Source organism: Streptomyces sp. NRRL S-87 (assembly GCF_000719335.1).
GTDB lineage: Bacteria > Actinomycetota > Actinomycetes > Streptomycetales > Streptomycetaceae > Streptomyces.
In genome coordinates, this window is record NZ_JOGB01000019.1 from 44,901 (window position 1) to 59,666 (window position 14,766).

The following is a 14,766-nucleotide window of genomic DNA, read 5'->3' on the forward strand; positions in this document are numbered from 1 at the left end:
TCCACCGACCCCTTCGCGCAGGGTGCCCGGCGCACTACCCTGAGGCGACCGGCGGACGAAAGATGGGAGCCCGTGTGGCCTGTGACCTGTGGTTGGTCCCCCTTGTCGACGTGCTGTGCCACAGCCCCGACAACCCCTTCGCGGAAGAGATCGCCGCCTACGACAAGGCGCTGGGCGAGGCCGGCCTGCCACCGGTGCCCGTGTTCGCGTACATGCCCGGACTGTCCGGGGACGTGGCCCCCGTCGCCGGCTTCGACTACGACGCCCTGCACTTCCTGCGCCGGGCGTACCTGCTGCAGGTCTGCGGACTGCCGGTGACGCCGGTGGACGAGCTGGGCGGCGACTACGAGCAGCTGCTGGAGATGTTCGAGACCACCGCGCAGCAGTCGCACCTGGTCTGGCACTACGACCACGCCGGCGCGTACGTGCCGGTGGACTTCCCGGTGCCGCTGGCGAACGAGGAGCTGCTCGCGGGCGGCGGCCCGCTGGGCTCCGCGCACGGTCTGCTGCGCGAGCTGCAGTTCGTGGCGCCGGCCATCGGCATCGACCCGGCCAACCCGCCGGCGCCGCCCGCGCCCCCTGGCCGCCCCACGTCCCTCGAGGAGCCCGCGGGGCCCATTCCGTACGACGAGAGCCCGTTCGCGCGGGAGCGGCACGTGTGGCTGGGCCTGCACGCGGCCGCCACCAGGAGCCTGGGCCAGGGCTCGATGATCATCTTCAGCTGAGCGGATGCGGCCGGGGTGGTGCGTGCCGCGCCCGCCCCGGCCGTCAGCGGGGCTGCTCCGGCGGGCGCTGGCGCGGCATGTTCGGCCGGGTCCCCGGCGGCAGCGGGAAGCGGGCCGGCTGCGGGCCGCCCTCCGGCCGTGCGGAGACCGCGCTGAGCGACTGCGTCACCAGCGGAGCCGGCCCCGAGCGGAACTCCACCATCCAGTCCGCCGTCTCGGAGCGCACCAGCTCCGTCACGTCCTCGGAGAACCGCCGCAGCACGGTCAGGCAGCGCTCCGCCGCCTCGCTCGCCGTGCCCTCCGTCGGTCCGAGGACCTCGCGCACGTTCTCCGAGGCCCAGTCGAACTGGAGCGTCTGCAGGCGCCGCTGCACCGCCTGCGCGGTGGCCACGTCCCGCATCCACCCGGAGGTGAGGCCGAAGAACCGGTCGCAGGCCAGTGCCGCCGCGGCCAGCAGCAGCGCGAGGTAGCCGTACGAGGCCCCGTCGGCCAGCAGCCCGGTCAGCTCCGTCAGCGGCAGCATCGCCCCCGTCACCGCGCCCGCCGCGGCCGCCCCGCGCAGCACCCGGGCCCCGCGCCGCTTCCAGGCGCGGTCCGACAGGTACCACTCGGCGGTGCGCAGGGCATCGGCCTCGACCCACCGGTAGAGCTCGTCCAGGCGCTCCGCGGGCTCGCCCCAGTCGCCCAGCGGGAACGGGCGGCCGGTGAGGTCCTGAGGCTTCGGGCCGCCCTCCTCCCGCGGGTCCCGGGGCGGCCCCTCGGGCTGCATTTCCGGCTGGCTCACCCGGCACTCCCTCTGCCTGCGCTGACGTGATGGTGGTGCGCGTGACCGCGGTGCGCGCAAGCGCGTGCCGGCACGGCGGCGCACGCCTCGCGTGGAGCGTGGTGCGCGTGACCGAGCCTGGACGGTCGCGGGACGGTCCGAACGCAACGATCGGCCGTGACCGCAATGATGCGACAGCCCTTCCTACCGTCGAACGGCGGGGTATGGGCAACGAATCACGGTAATTCCGCCCGCAAGGAGGTGTCGATCGGGCACGGGGACGGCCCGACCTTCACTCGAAAGAGTTGGTCCTCACGGCGTAGGGCGCGCCGCGCGGGGAGCACGTAGGCTCGGTTTGACCGCAAGAGACAGGAGCGAGTGACCGTGATTCCCGGTGGTGGGCAGCCCAACATGCAGCAGCTGCTCAAGCAGGCCCAGAAGATGCAGCAGGACCTCGCCAAGGCCCAGGAGGCGCTGGCCGCCACCGAGGTCGAGGGTCAGGCCGGCGGCGGCCTCGTCACCGCCACGGTGACGGGCTCCGGCGAGCTGCGGGCCCTCGTGATCGACCCCAAGGCGGTGGACCCGGAGGACACCGAGACCCTGGCCGACCTGGTCGTCGCGGCGGTGCAGGCGGCGAACGAGAACGCCCAGGCGCTGCAGCAGGAGAAGCTCGGGCCGCTGGCCCAGGGCCTCGGCGGCGGCTCGGGCATCCCGGGTCTGCCTTTCTGACCCTTTCCGGCACTACCGTACGTACCCCTGAAGCAGCACAGGAAGAAGGCAGAGTCCGTTGTACGAAGGCGTGGTCCAGGACCTGATCGACGAACTGGGCAGGCTGCCCGGTGTCGGGCCCAAGAGCGCCCAGCGGATCGCCTTCCACGTGCTGCAGGCCGAGCCCGCGGACGTGCGCCGGCTCGCGCACGCGCTGCTGGAGGTCAAGGAGAAGGTCCGCTTCTGCGCGGTGTGCGGGAACGTCGCGCAGGAGGAGCAGTGCGGCATCTGCCGCGACCCGCGCCGGGACCTGTCGGTGATCTGCGTGGTGGAGGAGCCCAAGGACGTGGTCGCCATCGAGCGGACCCGTGAGTTCCGGGGCAGGTACCACGTCCTCGGCGGGGCCATCAGCCCCATCGAGGGCGTCGGCCCGGACGACCTGCGCATCCGCGAGCTCCTCGCGCGGCTGGCCGACGGCACGGTCACGGAGCTGATCCTGGCCACGGACCCGAACCTGGAGGGCGAGGCCACCGCCACCTACCTCGCCCGGATGATCAAGCCCATGGGCCTCAAGGTCACCCGCCTGGCCAGCGGACTCCCCGTCGGGGGAGATCTGGAGTACGCGGACGAGGTCACGCTCGGGCGGGCCTTTGAAGGAAGGCGACTACTCGATGTCTGACGCAACCCTGCACGCCGTGGGCCAGGATCCGGGCGACTTCGCCGTCCAGATCGCCGATTCCGTCGAGTCCTTCATCGTCGCGGTCACCGAGGTGGCCAAGGGCGAGGATCCCGACAGCGCGGTGCCCTTCCTGCTGTTGGAGGTCTCCCAGCTGCTGCTGGCCGGCGGGCGGCTGGGTGCGCACGAGGACGTCCTGCCCGACGAGCGGTACGAGCCGGACCTCGGACCCGAGGTCGACGTGGACGACCTGCGCGAGCGGTACGCGGTGCTGCTGGACCCGGTGGACGTCTACTCCGAGGTCTTCGACCCGTACGAGCCGCGCAAGGCGCCGGTCGCGCACCGGCTGTCCGACGACATGGCGGACATCGTCAGCGACCTGCGGCACGGGCTGGCCCACTACCGGGCGGGCCGGGTCACCGAGGCGCTGTGGTGGTGGCAGTTCTCGTACTTCACCAACTGGGGACCGACGGCGTCGGCCGCGCTGCGCGCGCTGCAGTCGGTCGTGGCGCACGTACGGCTGGACCAGCCGCTGGAGGACCTGCACGGACTGGACACCGACGAGGACCTGGCCGAGGACGACCTCGTGGAGCAGGCCGGCCGCGTCATGGCCGACGAGATCGCCGGTCCGCTCGGGGTGAAGGGCCGCTGAACGCGCCCGGAGCCCCCGAGGTCCACGTGGTGAAGATCGCATCTCATGATGTGACACGCCCGGATCGCCATCCGGTCCCTCGTTAGACTGGTCCGGACCGCGGACGGCGGTCGGACCGCAGTAATGGACCGAGCGAGGAGCGCACGTGGGCCTTGTCGTGCAGAAGTACGGAGGCTCCTCCGTAGCCGATGCCGAGGGCATCAAGCGCGTCGCCAAGCGGATCGTGGACGCCAAGAAGAACGGCCACCAGGTGGTCGTCGTGGTGTCGGCGATGGGCGACACGACGGACGAGCTGATCGAACTCGCCGAACAGGTATCTCCGATGCCGACCGGGCGTGAATTCGACATGCTGCTGACCGCCGGAGAGCGGATCTCCATGGCCCTGCTGGCCATGGCGATCAAAAACCTGGGCCACGAGGCCCAGTCGTTCACCGGTAGCCAGGCAGGTGTGATCACCGACTCGGTCCACAACAAAGCCCGCATCATCGACGTCACGCCCGGCCGCATCCGCACCGCGCTGGACGAGGGCAACATCGCCATCGTCGCCGGCTTCCAGGGCGTGTCGGCGGACTCGAAGGACATCACCACCCTCGGCCGCGGCGGCTCGGACACCACGGCCGTCGCCCTGGCCGCGGCGCTGGACGCCGAGGTGTGCGAGATCTACACCGACGTGGACGGCGTGTTCACCGCCGACCCGCGCGTGGTGAAGAAGGCCCGGAAGATCGACTGGATCTCCTCCGAGGACATGCTGGAGCTGGCCGCCTCCGGCTCCAAGGTGCTGCTGCACCGCTGCGTCGAGTACGCGCGCCGCTACAACATCCCGATCCACGTCCGCTCGTCCTTCTCCGGACTGCGCGGCACCTGGGTCAGCAACGAGAAGCCCGCAGAACTGCAAGGGGACGATCAGGTGGAGCACGCCATCATCTCCGGAGTCGCCCACGACGTCTCCGAGGCCAAGGTCACGGTCGTCGGCGTCCCGGACAAGCCGGGCGAGGCCGCGGCGATCTTCCAGGCGATCGCCGACGCCGAGATCAACATCGACATGATCGTGCAGAACGTGTCGGCGGCGTCCACCGGTCTGACCGACATCTCCTTCACCCTCCCCAAGGCCGAGGGCTCGAAGGCCATCGACGCCCTGGAGAAGGCCAAGGAGGCCATCGGCTTCGAGTCCCTGCGCTACGACGACCAGATCGGCAAGATCTCCCTCGTCGGCGCGGGCATGAAGACCAACCCGGGCGTCACCGCCTCCTTCTTCACCGCGCTGTCCGACGCGGGCGTGAACATCGAGCTGATCTCCACCTCGGAGATCCGCATCTCGGTCGTCACCCGCCAGGACGACGTCAACGAGGCCGTCCGCGCGGTGCACACCGCGTTCGGCCTGGACTCCGACAGCGACGAGGCCGTCGTCTACGGAGGCACCGGGCGATGAGCCCCACCCGGTCCGCCCCGGCGCTCGCCGTCGTCGGGGCGACCGGAGCGGTCGGTTCCGTCCTGCTCCAGATCCTGTCCCAGCGCGCGGACGTCTGGGGCGCCATCCGCCTGATCGCCTCGTCCCGATCGGCCGGCCGCAGGCTGGCCGTCCGGGGCGAGGAGACCGAGGTGCTCGCGCTCACCGAGGACGCCTTCGACGGGCTCGGGCCGGGCGACGTGGTGGTCTTCCTGACCCCGGACGAGGTCTCCGCCCGCTGGGCGCCGCTCGCCGCCGCGCGCGGGGCCTGCGTCGTGGACCAGTCCGGGGCCTTCCGCGCGGACCCCGAGGTCCCCCTGGTGGTCCCGGAGCTCAACCCGTCCGCCGTGCACTACCGGCCCCGCGGCATCGTGTCCGGGCCCGGCTGTGCCACCCTCGCCCTCGCCGCCGCGGTGGGCCCCCTCCACGCCGAACTGGGCCTGACGGGCCTGACGGCGTCCTCGTACCAGGCGGTGAGCGCCGCCGGCCGCGCCGGGGTGGCCGCGCTGCGCCGGCAGCTCGCGGTGGTCGCCCGTACCGACGGCCTGGGCGAGCAGCCCGGGGACGTGCGCCGGGCCGTCGGCGACGACCTCGGCCCGTTCGCGGCACCGCTGGCCCTCAACATCGTCCCCTGGTCCGGGACTCCGGCCGGTGACGGCTGGTCGTCCGAGGAGATGGCCGTGCGGGCCGAGACCCGCAAGGTGCTCGGGCTCGACGCGCTGCCGGTGTCCGTCACCTGCGTCCGCGTCCCCGTCGTCACCGGCCACTCCCTGTCCGTACGGGCCGTCTTCGAGGCCGAGGTGGACGTGGCCCGGGCGCACGAGATCCTCGCGGCCGCGCCGGGCGTGGTGCTGGTCGACGATCCCGAGGCGGGGGAGTTCCCGACGCCCGCGGACGCGGTGGGTACAGATCCGGCCTGGGTGGGTCGGGTGCGCAGGTCGCTGGACGATCCGCACGGGCTGGAATTCTTCGTTTCCATGGACAATCTGCGCAAGGGTGCCGCTCTGAACGCGGCCCACATCGCGGAACTGCTCGCCACCGAAAGCGCGTCCGCATAAAGGACGGCCTGGCCGAGGCGTGATCCTGTGCTCCTTTGTAGGATCTGTGTGATCCCTGATCAAGGTGCCGGCCCGACTGCCGCCGGATAAATGGGGCAATTGGGAAGAGTGGTTGCGCATGAGGGTTTTCGACCCGCCGTCAAATACGGCGCCCGATGCGTACAACCCTGACGGGGGAATGCGTGTCCAACTGGCGTGGCAGAGGTCCTCGATATCGCATACGCACCGGTACGCAGCACGATCGCGGCGCCGCTCAGGCGACCCCGGATGCCCGGCGGGATGCCCGTGATGGCACCTGTGCCCTCCACCCGGTCGGGCCTCGTGCCGGCGCCGCGTGAGAGCGCCGAGACGACCACGAACACGGGTGCCGTGACGGCCGGCACCACCGTCGACCACCTCACCGAGACCTACCGCGCGCACTACCGCTCGCTCCTCGGCCTCGCCGCCCTCCTCCTCGACGACACCGCCTCCTGCGAGGACGTGGTGCAGGAGGCGTTCATCCGGGTGCACTCGGCACGCAGCCGGGTCCGCGACCCCGAGAAGACCCTGGCCTACCTCAGACAGACCGTGGTCAACCTGTCCCGCTCGGCGCTGCGCCGGCGCATCCTCGGCCTCAAGCTCCTGTCGAAGCCGATGCCCGACATGGCCAGCGCCGAGGAGGGCGCGTACGACCAGCTGGAGCGGGACGCGCTGATCCGCGCCATGAAGGGCCTGCAGCGCCGCCAGCGCGAGGTGCTGGTGCTGCGCTACTTCGCGGACATGACGGAGGCCCAGGTCGCCGAGACCCTCGGGATATCCCTGGGGTCGGTCAAGGCCTACGGGTCCCGCGGCATCGCGGCCCTGCGCGTGTCGATGGAGGCCACGTCATGAGCCGGACCGGCCCCTCGGCCCTTCCGCCGTCCCCGGAACCGAACCCCGGCGGAGCGACTCCCGGCGGACCGAACCCCAGCGAACCGAACCCGAGTGAGAGCGGCACCGTGAACGCGAGCAACAGCCCCGGTCCCGGCCCCGAGAGCGAGCTGGACCTGCGCGGTCTGCTGCAAGGCGCCGTGGAGGGGCTGGAGCCCGCCGACGGCGCGCTGGACCGGCTGCGGGTCGCGGTCCCCAGGCGCCGGGCCCGCAAGCGGCAGGCCCTCGTCGGAGCCGCGGCCGCACTGCTCGTGGGCGCCGTGCTGCCGGCCTTCTTCCGCGTCGCGCAGACCCCCGACGACTCGGGGGTCGACCACTCCGCGATGGCGGGGCACGGCGAGAAGACCCGGACCGGCCCCGGCAGCGGCACGACCGACCCCGACCTGACCGGACCCGGGGTGCACGGGCCCTCGGTGTGGCCCACCACCCGCGCGTCGAACGGCAAGGGCAAGGGCTCCAAGCACCACACCGGTAAGGGACACGGGACCGGCCCGGGCTCCTCGGGCGGATCCGACGGCGGTTCCGGCGACGGGGGCGAGGGCTCGGGAGGCCTCGGCGTGGACCCGAACCGTCCCGCCTCCGTCCCGCCCGGGACCCCGGCCTGCCAGGCGGACCAGCTCGGCGTCGCGGTGGAGGACGCCCGGACGCCCGACGCCGACGGCAAGGTCTACGGCACCTTCCGCATCACGAACGTCTCGCAGAACAAGTGCGTGGTCGGCGGCGGCGGGTCCGTGAGCGCAGTCGGCGCCGGCCAGAAGGCCCTCACCGTCCTCGACCACACCGCGGGCGACGCCGCCCCCGGCCTGCCGGACCCGTCCCAGGAGATCGCGCAGCTGATGCTGCGGCCCAACGACGGGTACGAGGTGCGGTTCGCCTGGGTGCCGGCGCAGGCCTGCCCCACCCCGGACCCGACCCCCGGCGCCTCCCCCTCGGGCGGTACGACCGACGGCGGCACCGACGGGTCCACGGACCCCGACCCGCTCGAGGACGGCGCGACGCCGTCGGACGGGGACGTGGACGCGGGCCCGGACACGACCGCCGCGGAGCCGGGCTCGGTGCAGGTCACGCACGTTGCGGAGCCGGGCGCCCCGGTGGCCTCGGCCACGATCCCGAACGCCTGCTCCGGCACGGTCTACCGCACCGGCATCCTCCCGGCCCCGCCCGCGTTCGAGTGACCGCGCGGCGCCCACCGGGCGTCGCGGGTCAGCCCACCGGCTGCTGCGCCGGCTCGACCAGCAGGCCCGCCTCGGCGTCGCGCCGGGCCTCGACCTCGCGGCGGTAGAGCCGGAACCACATGAACAGCACGAAGGCCGCGAAGACGAACCACTCCCCGGTGTAGCCGAGGTTCTGGAAGGCCTTCAGGTCCAGGCCGGTGTCGGCCGGCGCCACCGCCGGTACGGGCGTGAGCCCCGCCGAAGCCGTCGGCACCGTCAGCCACGCGTCGTACAGCTCGTACGGCACGAGGTTCACCAGCGAGGCCGCCGCGATCACGCCCAGCTGCCCGGCCGGCAGGCCGCCCTCCGCGTGCACGCCCGGCGAGGTGGAGGTCTCCGACGCCTGGAGCGCGCCCGTCACCGTCACCCGGCCCGCCGGAGCCGCGGGGCCGACGCCCTGCGCGGGGCCGGGACGCCAGCCGCGTACGACCGGGACCGCCCGGCCGCCGTCCGTCTTCAGCAGCGTCAGCACGTAGTACCCGGTGCGCCCGTCGAGCGTCCGGTCCGGTACCAGGAACTGGTCGGCGTACGTCCCCGTGACGCTCGCCGGCCGGCCCGAGGTCTTCTTGTCCACCGGCAGCAGCGCGTCCAGCGGCTCGGCCGTCTGCTCGGTGACCGGCCGGGCGGACGCGGCCTCGCGATGGCTGTCGACGCGGTCCTCGAACCGGCCGAGCTGCCAGGAACCCATGAACAGGCAGAAGGGGACGGCCAGCACGACGAAGAGGTTGATCCCCCACCAGCGCGGGGTCAGCAGAAACCGGTGCACCCCTCCACGGTACGGGGGGTGCACCGGATCACCGGCGCCGGGTCTCCGGCGCCGGTCCCGGTGTGCGGACCGGTCACCGGACGGGTGTTTCACGTGAAACACCGTCCGGTGGCGGAGCGTCACCGGGGGCCCGGCGCGGCGGTCACCGCGGCAGGTGCTCGAGCGCGAACTCGATCTCCATCCGAAGCTGCTTGATCCGCTCCTCCACGACCAGCGAACCGTGCCCGGCGTCGTAGCGGTACACCTCGTGCACCGCCCCGCGCGCGGCCAGCCGGTCCACGTAGTTGTCGATCTGCCGGATCGGGCAGCGCGGGTCGTTCACGCCCGCCGCGATGTACACGGGAGCGCGGACGGCGTCGACGTACGTCAGCGGGGACGAGGCCGTGAACCGGTCGGGGACCTCCTCCGGGGTGCCGCCGAACAGGGTCCGGTCCATCGCCTTCAGCGCCTCCATCTCGTCGTGGTACGCCGTTACGTAGTCCGCCACCGGTACCGCCGCCAGCCCGACCGCCCAGGCCTCCGGCCGCGTGCCGAGGCCGAGCAGCGTCAGGTAGCCGCCCCAGGAGCCGCCCGAGAGCACCAGCCGGCGCGGGTCGGCCAGCCCCGAGGCCACCGCCCACTCCCGTACGGCGTCGATGTCCTCCAGCTCGATCAGGCCGACCCGGTGCTTGAGGGCGTCGGTCCACTCCCGCCCGTAGCCGGTGGACCCGCGGTAGTTGACGCGGACCACGGCGAACCCGTGGTCGAGCCAGGCCGCCGGGCCCGCCCCGAAGGCATCGCTGTCGTGCCAGGTCGGCCCGCCGTGGATCTCGAAGATGGTCGGGAACGGGCCCTCGCCGTCGGCCGGGCGCTGCACGAGCGCGTGGATCCGACCGCCCGGGCCCTCGACCCACGCGTCCTCCACCGGTCGCGAGCCGGGCGCCTTGATGCCGGGCGCCTCCAGGACGACGGTGCCGGTCGTCGACCGTACCGAGGACGGCTGCGCGGCCGAGGACCACAGGTACTCGACGGTGCCGTCCGGGCGGGCCGTGGCCCCCGAGACCGTGCCCCGAGGCGTGTCGACGCGGGCCAGCCCGCCGTCGGCGAACTCGTAGCGCCAGAGCTCGCTGCGGGCCTCGAAGCTGTGCTCGATCAGCAGCGCGGAGCCGTCCGGGTACCACTCGGCGCTCAGGTCGCCGGGCAGCCCGAGGACCAGGTCGGTCTGCTCGCCGGTGGCGACGTCCCAGACCATCGGCTCCCAGCGGCCGCGCCGCTGGTGGCCGATCAGCAGACGGGTGTCGCCGGCGACCGGGGCGAAGCCCAGCACCTCCAGGCCGAGTTCCTCGGTGCCGCCCGCGGTGTCGTCGAGCTCGGCCACGGTCGAGCCGTCGAGGCGCAGCACGCGCAGTGCGGAGTGCATGGCGTCGCCGTGCTCGGTGTGCTCGATGGCGAGCAGGGTGCCGTCGCGGGAGAGGTCGCCGACGCCCGCGGACTCGCGGTGCCGGTAGATCTCCACCGGCGCCCGGTCCGGGCGCCAGACGTGGATCGTCGAGCCGTCCTCGTCGGTGGAGCGGCCCACCACCGCGCTGCCGTCGCGGCCGATCGCCAGGCCGGCGGGGAAGGAGGGCGCGAGGCCGGGGGTGGCGGGCTCGTCGGGGCCGCCCCCGAAGGGCTGGCGCAGCCAGACGCCGAACTCGTCGCCGTCGGTGTCCGAGAACCACCAGATCCACTCGCCGTCGGGGGAGAGGGTGCCGTCGGTCGTGCCGTTGGGACGGTCGGTGGCCCGGCGCCGTGCTCCGGTGGCCCGGTCCCAGGCGTAGAGCTCGAACGTGCCCGTGGCGTTGGAGACGAAGAGGCAGCGGTCGGGAGCGTCCTCGGCCCACTCCGGGAGCCCGACGCGCGGGGCGCGGAAGCGCTTCTCCCAGTCCGGCATGGTCGTCGTGTCTTCGGTGGTCATGGGCCCATTGTGTCCGCTGCGCAGGGGCGGGCCGGGCCGACCGGAGGACTACTCCCAGGCGGTGGTGGAGGTGGCGGCGGAGACCGCGGCGGCCTGGGCGAGGTGGGTGCGCAGCATGGCGGGGTCCTTTTCGGGAGCTGGAACGAGCTGGACGGTTCCGGAGCCACGTCCCGCGGTGACGCTTCCTCCGGTGTCCGGGCCGGGCCGCTGTCGCTGGCCCCTTCCGGTGTCCACTAGCTTCGTCGCAGGTCAGGACGGTCGGAAGGGCTTCCGGGTGGACGGAAACGGTCCTGGACGATTCCGTCCAGCAGAGCCGGAGCCGGAGCCGGAGCCGGAGCCAGAGCCGGGGCCGGAGCCAGAGCCGGGGCCGGGGCCGGGGCCGGGGCCGGCGGGACCGGGGCCGGCGGGGCCCGGCCCTGCGGGGACGGTCTCCAGCAGCCGCTCGTAGTACGGCGCGACCAGCGGGGCCCCGACCCGCCCCACCGTCCAGCCGCGCAGCGCCGGCAGCTCCCGCAGGGCGAGCCGGCACAGCGCCGCCGTACGGTCCTCCGCCTCGCCCAGGCTGCCGGCCAGCAGGTAGACCCCGAGCACCGGGTCCGGCCGGGCGTCGGGGTGGGCGCTCACGTGCTCCACCGGGCTGTCGGAGCGCGCCAGTCCGCGGACCGCGTCGGCGCAGTCGGAGGGGAGTCGGTCGGCCGCCGACGGGGCGCGGAGGGCGGCATGGATGAGGTACATGCCCGCACTGTGCCCAAGCCCGGCTCGCGTGCACATAGTGGCAAGCTGGACACTTCGGGCCCCGACCGGAACCGTCCACACCGCTGGTACCGCCGCGTGACGCGTGCGACGATGCATACGACCTTGATCATTAACACTTGCAGGAACCGCAGGGCTCACACGGGGGGAACCGCTGTGCTCGCCACTCTTGGCCTCGACGCGACGGCAGAGGCCGTCTACCGCGCCATGCTCGCGCATCCGGAAGAGGGGGTGCTGGCCCTCGCCGACCGGCTCGGCGTCCCCGAGGACGCCGTCCGGCGCAGCCTGGACACCCTGAGCGAACTGGCCCTGGTCCGGCCGTCGTACGAGCGCCAGGGGCAGCTGCGCGCGGTGTCGCCGGACATCGGCATGGAGCTCCTCATGGCCCGCCAGCAGGCCGAGCTGGCGGCCCAGCAGCAGCGCATCGAGGCCTCGCGCGCCGCCGCGACCCAGCTCATCGCCGAGTTCGCGGACCTCTCGCCGACCTCGGCCAGCCCCGGGGTGGAACAGCTCGTGGGGCTCGACGCGATCCGCGACCGGATCTCGACCCTGGCCCGCGAGGTCCGCCGGGAGCTCATGACGTTCGCGCCCGGCGGCGGCCACCGCCCCGAGAGCCTGGAGGCCTCGAAGCCGAACGACCTCGCGCTGCTCGACCGCGGCGTGCGGATGCGCTCCCTCTTCCTCGACAGCGTCCGCAACAGCCAGGGCACCGTGGCCTACGCGACCTGGCTCACCGAACTCGGCGGTGAGGTCCGCACCGCGCCGGAGCTGCCCACCCGGCTGATCATCTTCGACCGGTCCACCGCCGTCATCCCCGTCAGCAGCGACGACAGCGCCGCCGGCGCGGTGGTCCTGACCGGCCAGGGCACGCTCACCGCGCTGTGCGCCCTCTTCGACACGGTCTGGTCCGCGGCCACCCCCCTCGGCGCCCCCACCGCCCCGAAGGACGAGGGCACCCTGACGGCCCAGGAGAACACGGTCATCCGACTGCTCTCCCAGGGCCTGACGGACGAGGCCATCGCCAAGCGGCTCGGCGTCTCCCCGCGCACCGCCCGACGCCTCGCGAACGACCTGATGGACCGCCTGAACGCGCGCAGCCGCTTCGAGTTCGGCGTCCGCGCCGTCCAGCGCGGCTGGCTCCCCCACGCGGAGTAGCACCACCGGCCCCACCCCGCCCGGCGCCGCCGCAACGGCCGACGGGGCGGGGCCGGTAGGCCGGGAATGTGGGGGAGGCCCGGGAGGGACGGGGGACGGGAGGCGCGGTCGCGCAGGCGCCGGTCCAGGACCCGCCGGGCCGTTCCCTCCCGAGGGCCGCCGAACATACAGGAAGGGCCTGATCCACTCAGTGGATCAGGCCCTTGACCTGGTCTTACGAAGTCGGGGTGGCGGGATTTGAACCCACGACCTCTTCGTCCCGAACGAAGCGCGCTGCCAAGCTGCGCTACACCCCGATCGCCGCCTTGCGGCCTCTCGGCCCTGGCGACATCGATTACTCTAGCGGACCCTCGCGCTGAGACGAAATCCGGTTTTCACCGGGCCCCCGGCGGGGGCTACGCGGCGGGCGTGAGGGTGAGCAGGGTGGCCTCGGGCGGGCAGGCGAAGCGGACCGGGGTGAAGCGGTTCGTGCCGCAGCCGGCCGAGACGTGGAGGTACGACCGGTTGCCCGCGAGCTCGTGGGTCGACAGGCCCTTGACCCGGTCCGTGTCGAGGTCGCAGTTGGTGACGAGCGCCCCGTAGAAGGGGATGCACAGCTGCCCGCCGTGGGTGTGCCCGGCCAGGACCAGCGGGTACCCGTCGGCCGTGAAGGCGTCGAGGGTGCGCAGGTACGGGGCGTGCACCACGGCCATCGAGAAGTCGGCGTCCGCCTCCGGACCGCCGGCGACGCGCTCGTACCGGTCCCGCTTGATGTGGGGGTCGTCCAGGCCGGTGAAGGCGAGCTCCAGGTCGGGCAGCTTCAGTCGGCCGCGCGCGTTGGTGAGGTTCACCCAGCCGGCCGCGTCGAAGGCGTCCCGGATGTCCTCCCACGGGTTGTGGACGGCGCCCACGACCGGCGGGTTGCCGTTCAGGCCGTGCTTGCCCTGGGCCTTCTCCAGCAGGTAGCGGGCGGGGTTGCGCAGCCGGGGCCCGTAGTAGTCGTTCGAGCCGAAGACGTACACGCCGGGGAACTCCATCAGCGGTCCGAGCGCGTCGAGCAGCTCCGGCACGCCCTCGGTGTCGGAGAGGTTGTCGCCGGTGTTCACGACGAAATCGGGGCGCAGCCCGGCCAGGGACTGCAGCCAGGCGCGCTTCTTGCGCTGCCCGGCGACCATGTGGATGTCGGAGACCTGGAGGATCCGGATCGGGCGCACGCCGCGCGGCAGGACCGGGACGGTGACCCGGCGCAGCCGGAACGACCTGGCCTCGAAGCCGGCGGCGTACGCCACGCCGACCGCCCCCGCGGCTGCGATTCCGGCGGTGACCTTCAGGGGGAGTCCGTAACGCGCGCGCATGGGGACATCGTCGCAGACCCTGCCCGCTGCGGCGGACGGTCCCCGGGCCCCCGTCCCCGCGGGGCGGCCGAACGTCCCCCGTCCTGCGGTCCCCCCTGCGCCCCTCGGCGCGGCCGGGGGAAACCGGTAGGCGCCGACCGGGCCCGACCTGGCAGACTCGACCCATGACCAGCCTCAAGTCCAAGCTGCAGGAAGACCTCACGACCGCCATCAAGGCGCGCGACGAGCTCCGCTCGGCCACGCTCCGCCTCACCCTCGCCGCGATCACGAAGGAGGAGGTCGCGGGCAAGGAGGCGCGCGAGCTCTCCGACGACGAGGTCCTCAAGGTGATCGCGAAGGAGGCGAAGAAGCGCCGCGAGGCCGCCGACGCCTTCGCCCAGGGCGGCCGTCCCCAGCAGGCCGAGCGCGAGCTGGCCGAGGGCGAGGTCCTGGCCGACTACCTGCCCAAGCAGCTCAGCGACGACGAGCTCACCGCGATCGTGGCCCAGGCCGTCGAGGAGGCCAGGGCCGCCGGCGCCGAGGGACCGCGGGCCATGGGCGCCGTCATGAAGATCGTGAACCCGAAGGTGCAGGGCCTGGCCGAGGGCGGCCGGGTGGCCGCCGTCGTGAAGCAGCTGCTGGCCGGCTGAGCCGGAGAAGAGCGGAAGAAAGGGAGGGGCGCCCCGGCCGT

16 protein-coding genes and 1 tRNA gene are annotated in these 14,766 nt (G+C 73.1%); 10 read left to right on the plus strand and 7 right to left on the minus strand.

The features are described 5' to 3' along the window. Nucleotides 1-74 precede the first annotated feature (74 nt). Nucleotides 75-725 carry a hypothetical protein gene (locus IF43_RS0114055; protein WP_030199439.1) on the plus strand — a complete coding sequence of 217 codons (651 nt, stop codon included), beginning with the start codon at nt 75-77 and terminating at the stop codon, nt 723-725. Between the two features lie 43 nt (nt 726-768). Here the strand turns inward: IF43_RS0114055 and IF43_RS0114060 are convergent, their stop codons facing one another. Beyond that, nucleotides 769-1,509 carry an SLATT domain-containing protein gene (locus IF43_RS0114060; RefSeq protein ID WP_030199442.1) on the minus strand — a complete coding sequence of 247 codons (741 nt, stop codon included), beginning with the start codon at nt 1,507-1,509 and terminating at the stop codon, nt 769-771. Between the two features lie 363 nt (nt 1,510-1,872). On the opposite strand from IF43_RS0114060, the gene IF43_RS0114065 reads away from it, so the two are divergent. The 7 genes from IF43_RS0114065 to IF43_RS0114095 all read left to right on the plus strand — a co-directional run bounded on the left by IF43_RS0114065 (nt 1,873) and on the right by IF43_RS0114095 (nt 8,113). Beyond that, on the plus strand, nt 1,873-2,217 hold the full coding sequence (locus IF43_RS0114065) for a YbaB/EbfC family nucleoid-associated protein (RefSeq protein WP_030199447.1): 345 nt from the start codon (nt 1,873-1,875) through the stop codon (nt 2,215-2,217). Nucleotides 2,218-2,275: 58 nt separating this feature from the next. Next, nucleotides 2,276-2,875, plus strand: coding sequence for a recombination mediator RecR (recR, locus tag IF43_RS0114070; protein ID WP_030199449.1), 600 nt, complete (start codon nt 2,276-2,278; stop codon nt 2,873-2,875). Next, a complete protein-coding gene (locus IF43_RS0114075; protein WP_030199454.1) occupies nt 2,868-3,524 on the plus strand; it encodes a DUF5063 domain-containing protein in 657 nt (218 codons plus the stop codon). Before recR ends, IF43_RS0114075 begins: the two co-directional genes overlap by 8 nt. A gap of 145 nt (nt 3,525-3,669) precedes the next feature. Further along, nucleotides 3,670-4,953 (plus strand): aspartate kinase, encoded by a 1,284-nt coding sequence (locus IF43_RS0114080; RefSeq protein WP_030199457.1) that lies wholly within the window; start codon nt 3,670-3,672, stop codon nt 4,951-4,953. Further along, on the plus strand, nt 4,950-6,029 hold the full coding sequence (locus IF43_RS0114085) for an aspartate-semialdehyde dehydrogenase (RefSeq protein WP_030199460.1): 1,080 nt from the start codon (nt 4,950-4,952) through the stop codon (nt 6,027-6,029). Before IF43_RS0114080 ends, IF43_RS0114085 begins: the two co-directional genes overlap by 4 nt. A gap of 267 nt (nt 6,030-6,296) precedes the next feature. Further along, complete coding sequence (locus IF43_RS0114090) at nt 6,297-6,899, plus strand: SigE family RNA polymerase sigma factor (protein WP_107048483.1); 603 nt, start codon at nt 6,297-6,299, stop codon at nt 6,897-6,899. A gap of 107 nt (nt 6,900-7,006) precedes the next feature. Beyond that, on the plus strand, nt 7,007-8,113 hold the full coding sequence (locus IF43_RS0114095) for a hypothetical protein (RefSeq protein ID WP_037888543.1): 1,107 nt from the start codon (nt 7,007-7,009) through the stop codon (nt 8,111-8,113). Nucleotides 8,114-8,141: 28 nt separating this feature from the next. Here IF43_RS0114095 and IF43_RS0114100 read toward each other — a convergent pair whose 3' ends face one another. The 4 genes from IF43_RS0114100 to IF43_RS42115 form a co-directional block, all read right to left on the minus strand. Next, nucleotides 8,142-8,918, minus strand: a complete 777-nt coding sequence (locus IF43_RS0114100; protein ID WP_030199465.1) for an SURF1 family protein — start codon at nt 8,916-8,918, stop codon at nt 8,142-8,144. A gap of 142 nt (nt 8,919-9,060) precedes the next feature. Next, nucleotides 9,061-10,854 carry a prolyl oligopeptidase family serine peptidase gene (locus IF43_RS0114105; RefSeq protein WP_030199467.1) on the minus strand — a complete coding sequence of 598 codons (1,794 nt, stop codon included), beginning with the start codon at nt 10,852-10,854 and terminating at the stop codon, nt 9,061-9,063. Between the two features lie 48 nt (nt 10,855-10,902). Then, the gene (locus IF43_RS0114110) at nt 10,903-11,088 is read right to left on the minus strand and encodes a hypothetical protein (protein WP_030199470.1); all 186 of its coding nucleotides are present in this window, start codon (nt 11,086-11,088) and stop codon (nt 10,903-10,905) included. 15 nt (nt 11,089-11,103) lie between these two features. Beyond that, on the minus strand, nt 11,104-11,589 hold the full coding sequence (locus tag IF43_RS42115; RefSeq protein ID WP_063753332.1) for a hypothetical protein: 486 nt from the start codon (nt 11,587-11,589) through the stop codon (nt 11,104-11,106). 174 nt (nt 11,590-11,763) lie between these two features. Here IF43_RS42115 and IF43_RS0114120 point away from each other — a divergent pair, with 174 nt between their 5' ends. Next, nucleotides 11,764-12,762 (plus strand): helix-turn-helix transcriptional regulator, encoded by a 999-nt coding sequence (locus IF43_RS0114120; RefSeq protein WP_030199485.1) that lies wholly within the window; start codon nt 11,764-11,766, stop codon nt 12,760-12,762. Nucleotides 12,763-12,984: 222 nt separating this feature from the next. On the opposite strand, the gene IF43_RS0114125 is transcribed toward IF43_RS0114120, so the two are convergent. Both IF43_RS0114125 and IF43_RS0114130 read right to left on the minus strand, forming a co-directional pair. Further along, nucleotides 12,985-13,058, minus strand: a tRNA-Pro gene (locus IF43_RS0114125). A gap of 99 nt (nt 13,059-13,157) precedes the next feature. Continuing rightward, nucleotides 13,158-14,096 (minus strand): metallophosphoesterase, encoded by a 939-nt coding sequence (locus IF43_RS0114130; RefSeq protein WP_030199488.1) that lies wholly within the window; start codon nt 14,094-14,096, stop codon nt 13,158-13,160. Between the two features lie 164 nt (nt 14,097-14,260). On the opposite strand from IF43_RS0114130, the gene IF43_RS0114135 reads away from it, so the two are divergent. Further along, nucleotides 14,261-14,725, plus strand: coding sequence for a GatB/YqeY domain-containing protein (locus IF43_RS0114135; RefSeq protein ID WP_030199491.1), 465 nt, complete (start codon nt 14,261-14,263; stop codon nt 14,723-14,725). The last annotated feature ends 41 nt before the right edge of the window (nt 14,726-14,766 follow it).

Coding starts and splice junctions, on each gene's coding strand:
- IF43_RS0114075 (WP_030199454.1), top strand. CDS start 2,868: ATGTCTGACGCAACCCTGCACGCCGTGGGCCAGGATCCGGGCGACTTC.
- IF43_RS0114085 (WP_030199460.1), top strand. CDS start 4,950: ATGAGCCCCACCCGGTCCGCCCCGGCGCTCGCCGTCGTCGGGGCGACC.
- IF43_RS0114090 (WP_107048483.1), top strand. CDS start 6,297: ATGCCCGGCGGGATGCCCGTGATGGCACCTGTGCCCTCCACCCGGTCG.
- IF43_RS0114105 (WP_030199467.1), bottom strand. CDS start 10,854: ATGACCACCGAAGACACGACGACCATGCCGGACTGGGAGAAGCGCTTC.
- IF43_RS42115 (WP_063753332.1), bottom strand. CDS start 11,589: ATGTACCTCATCCATGCCGCCCTCCGCGCCCCGTCGGCGGCCGACCGA.
- IF43_RS0114130 (WP_030199488.1), bottom strand. CDS start 14,096: ATGCGCGCGCGTTACGGACTCCCCCTGAAGGTCACCGCCGGAATCGCA.
- IF43_RS0114135 (WP_030199491.1), top strand. CDS start 14,261: ATGACCAGCCTCAAGTCCAAGCTGCAGGAAGACCTCACGACCGCCATC.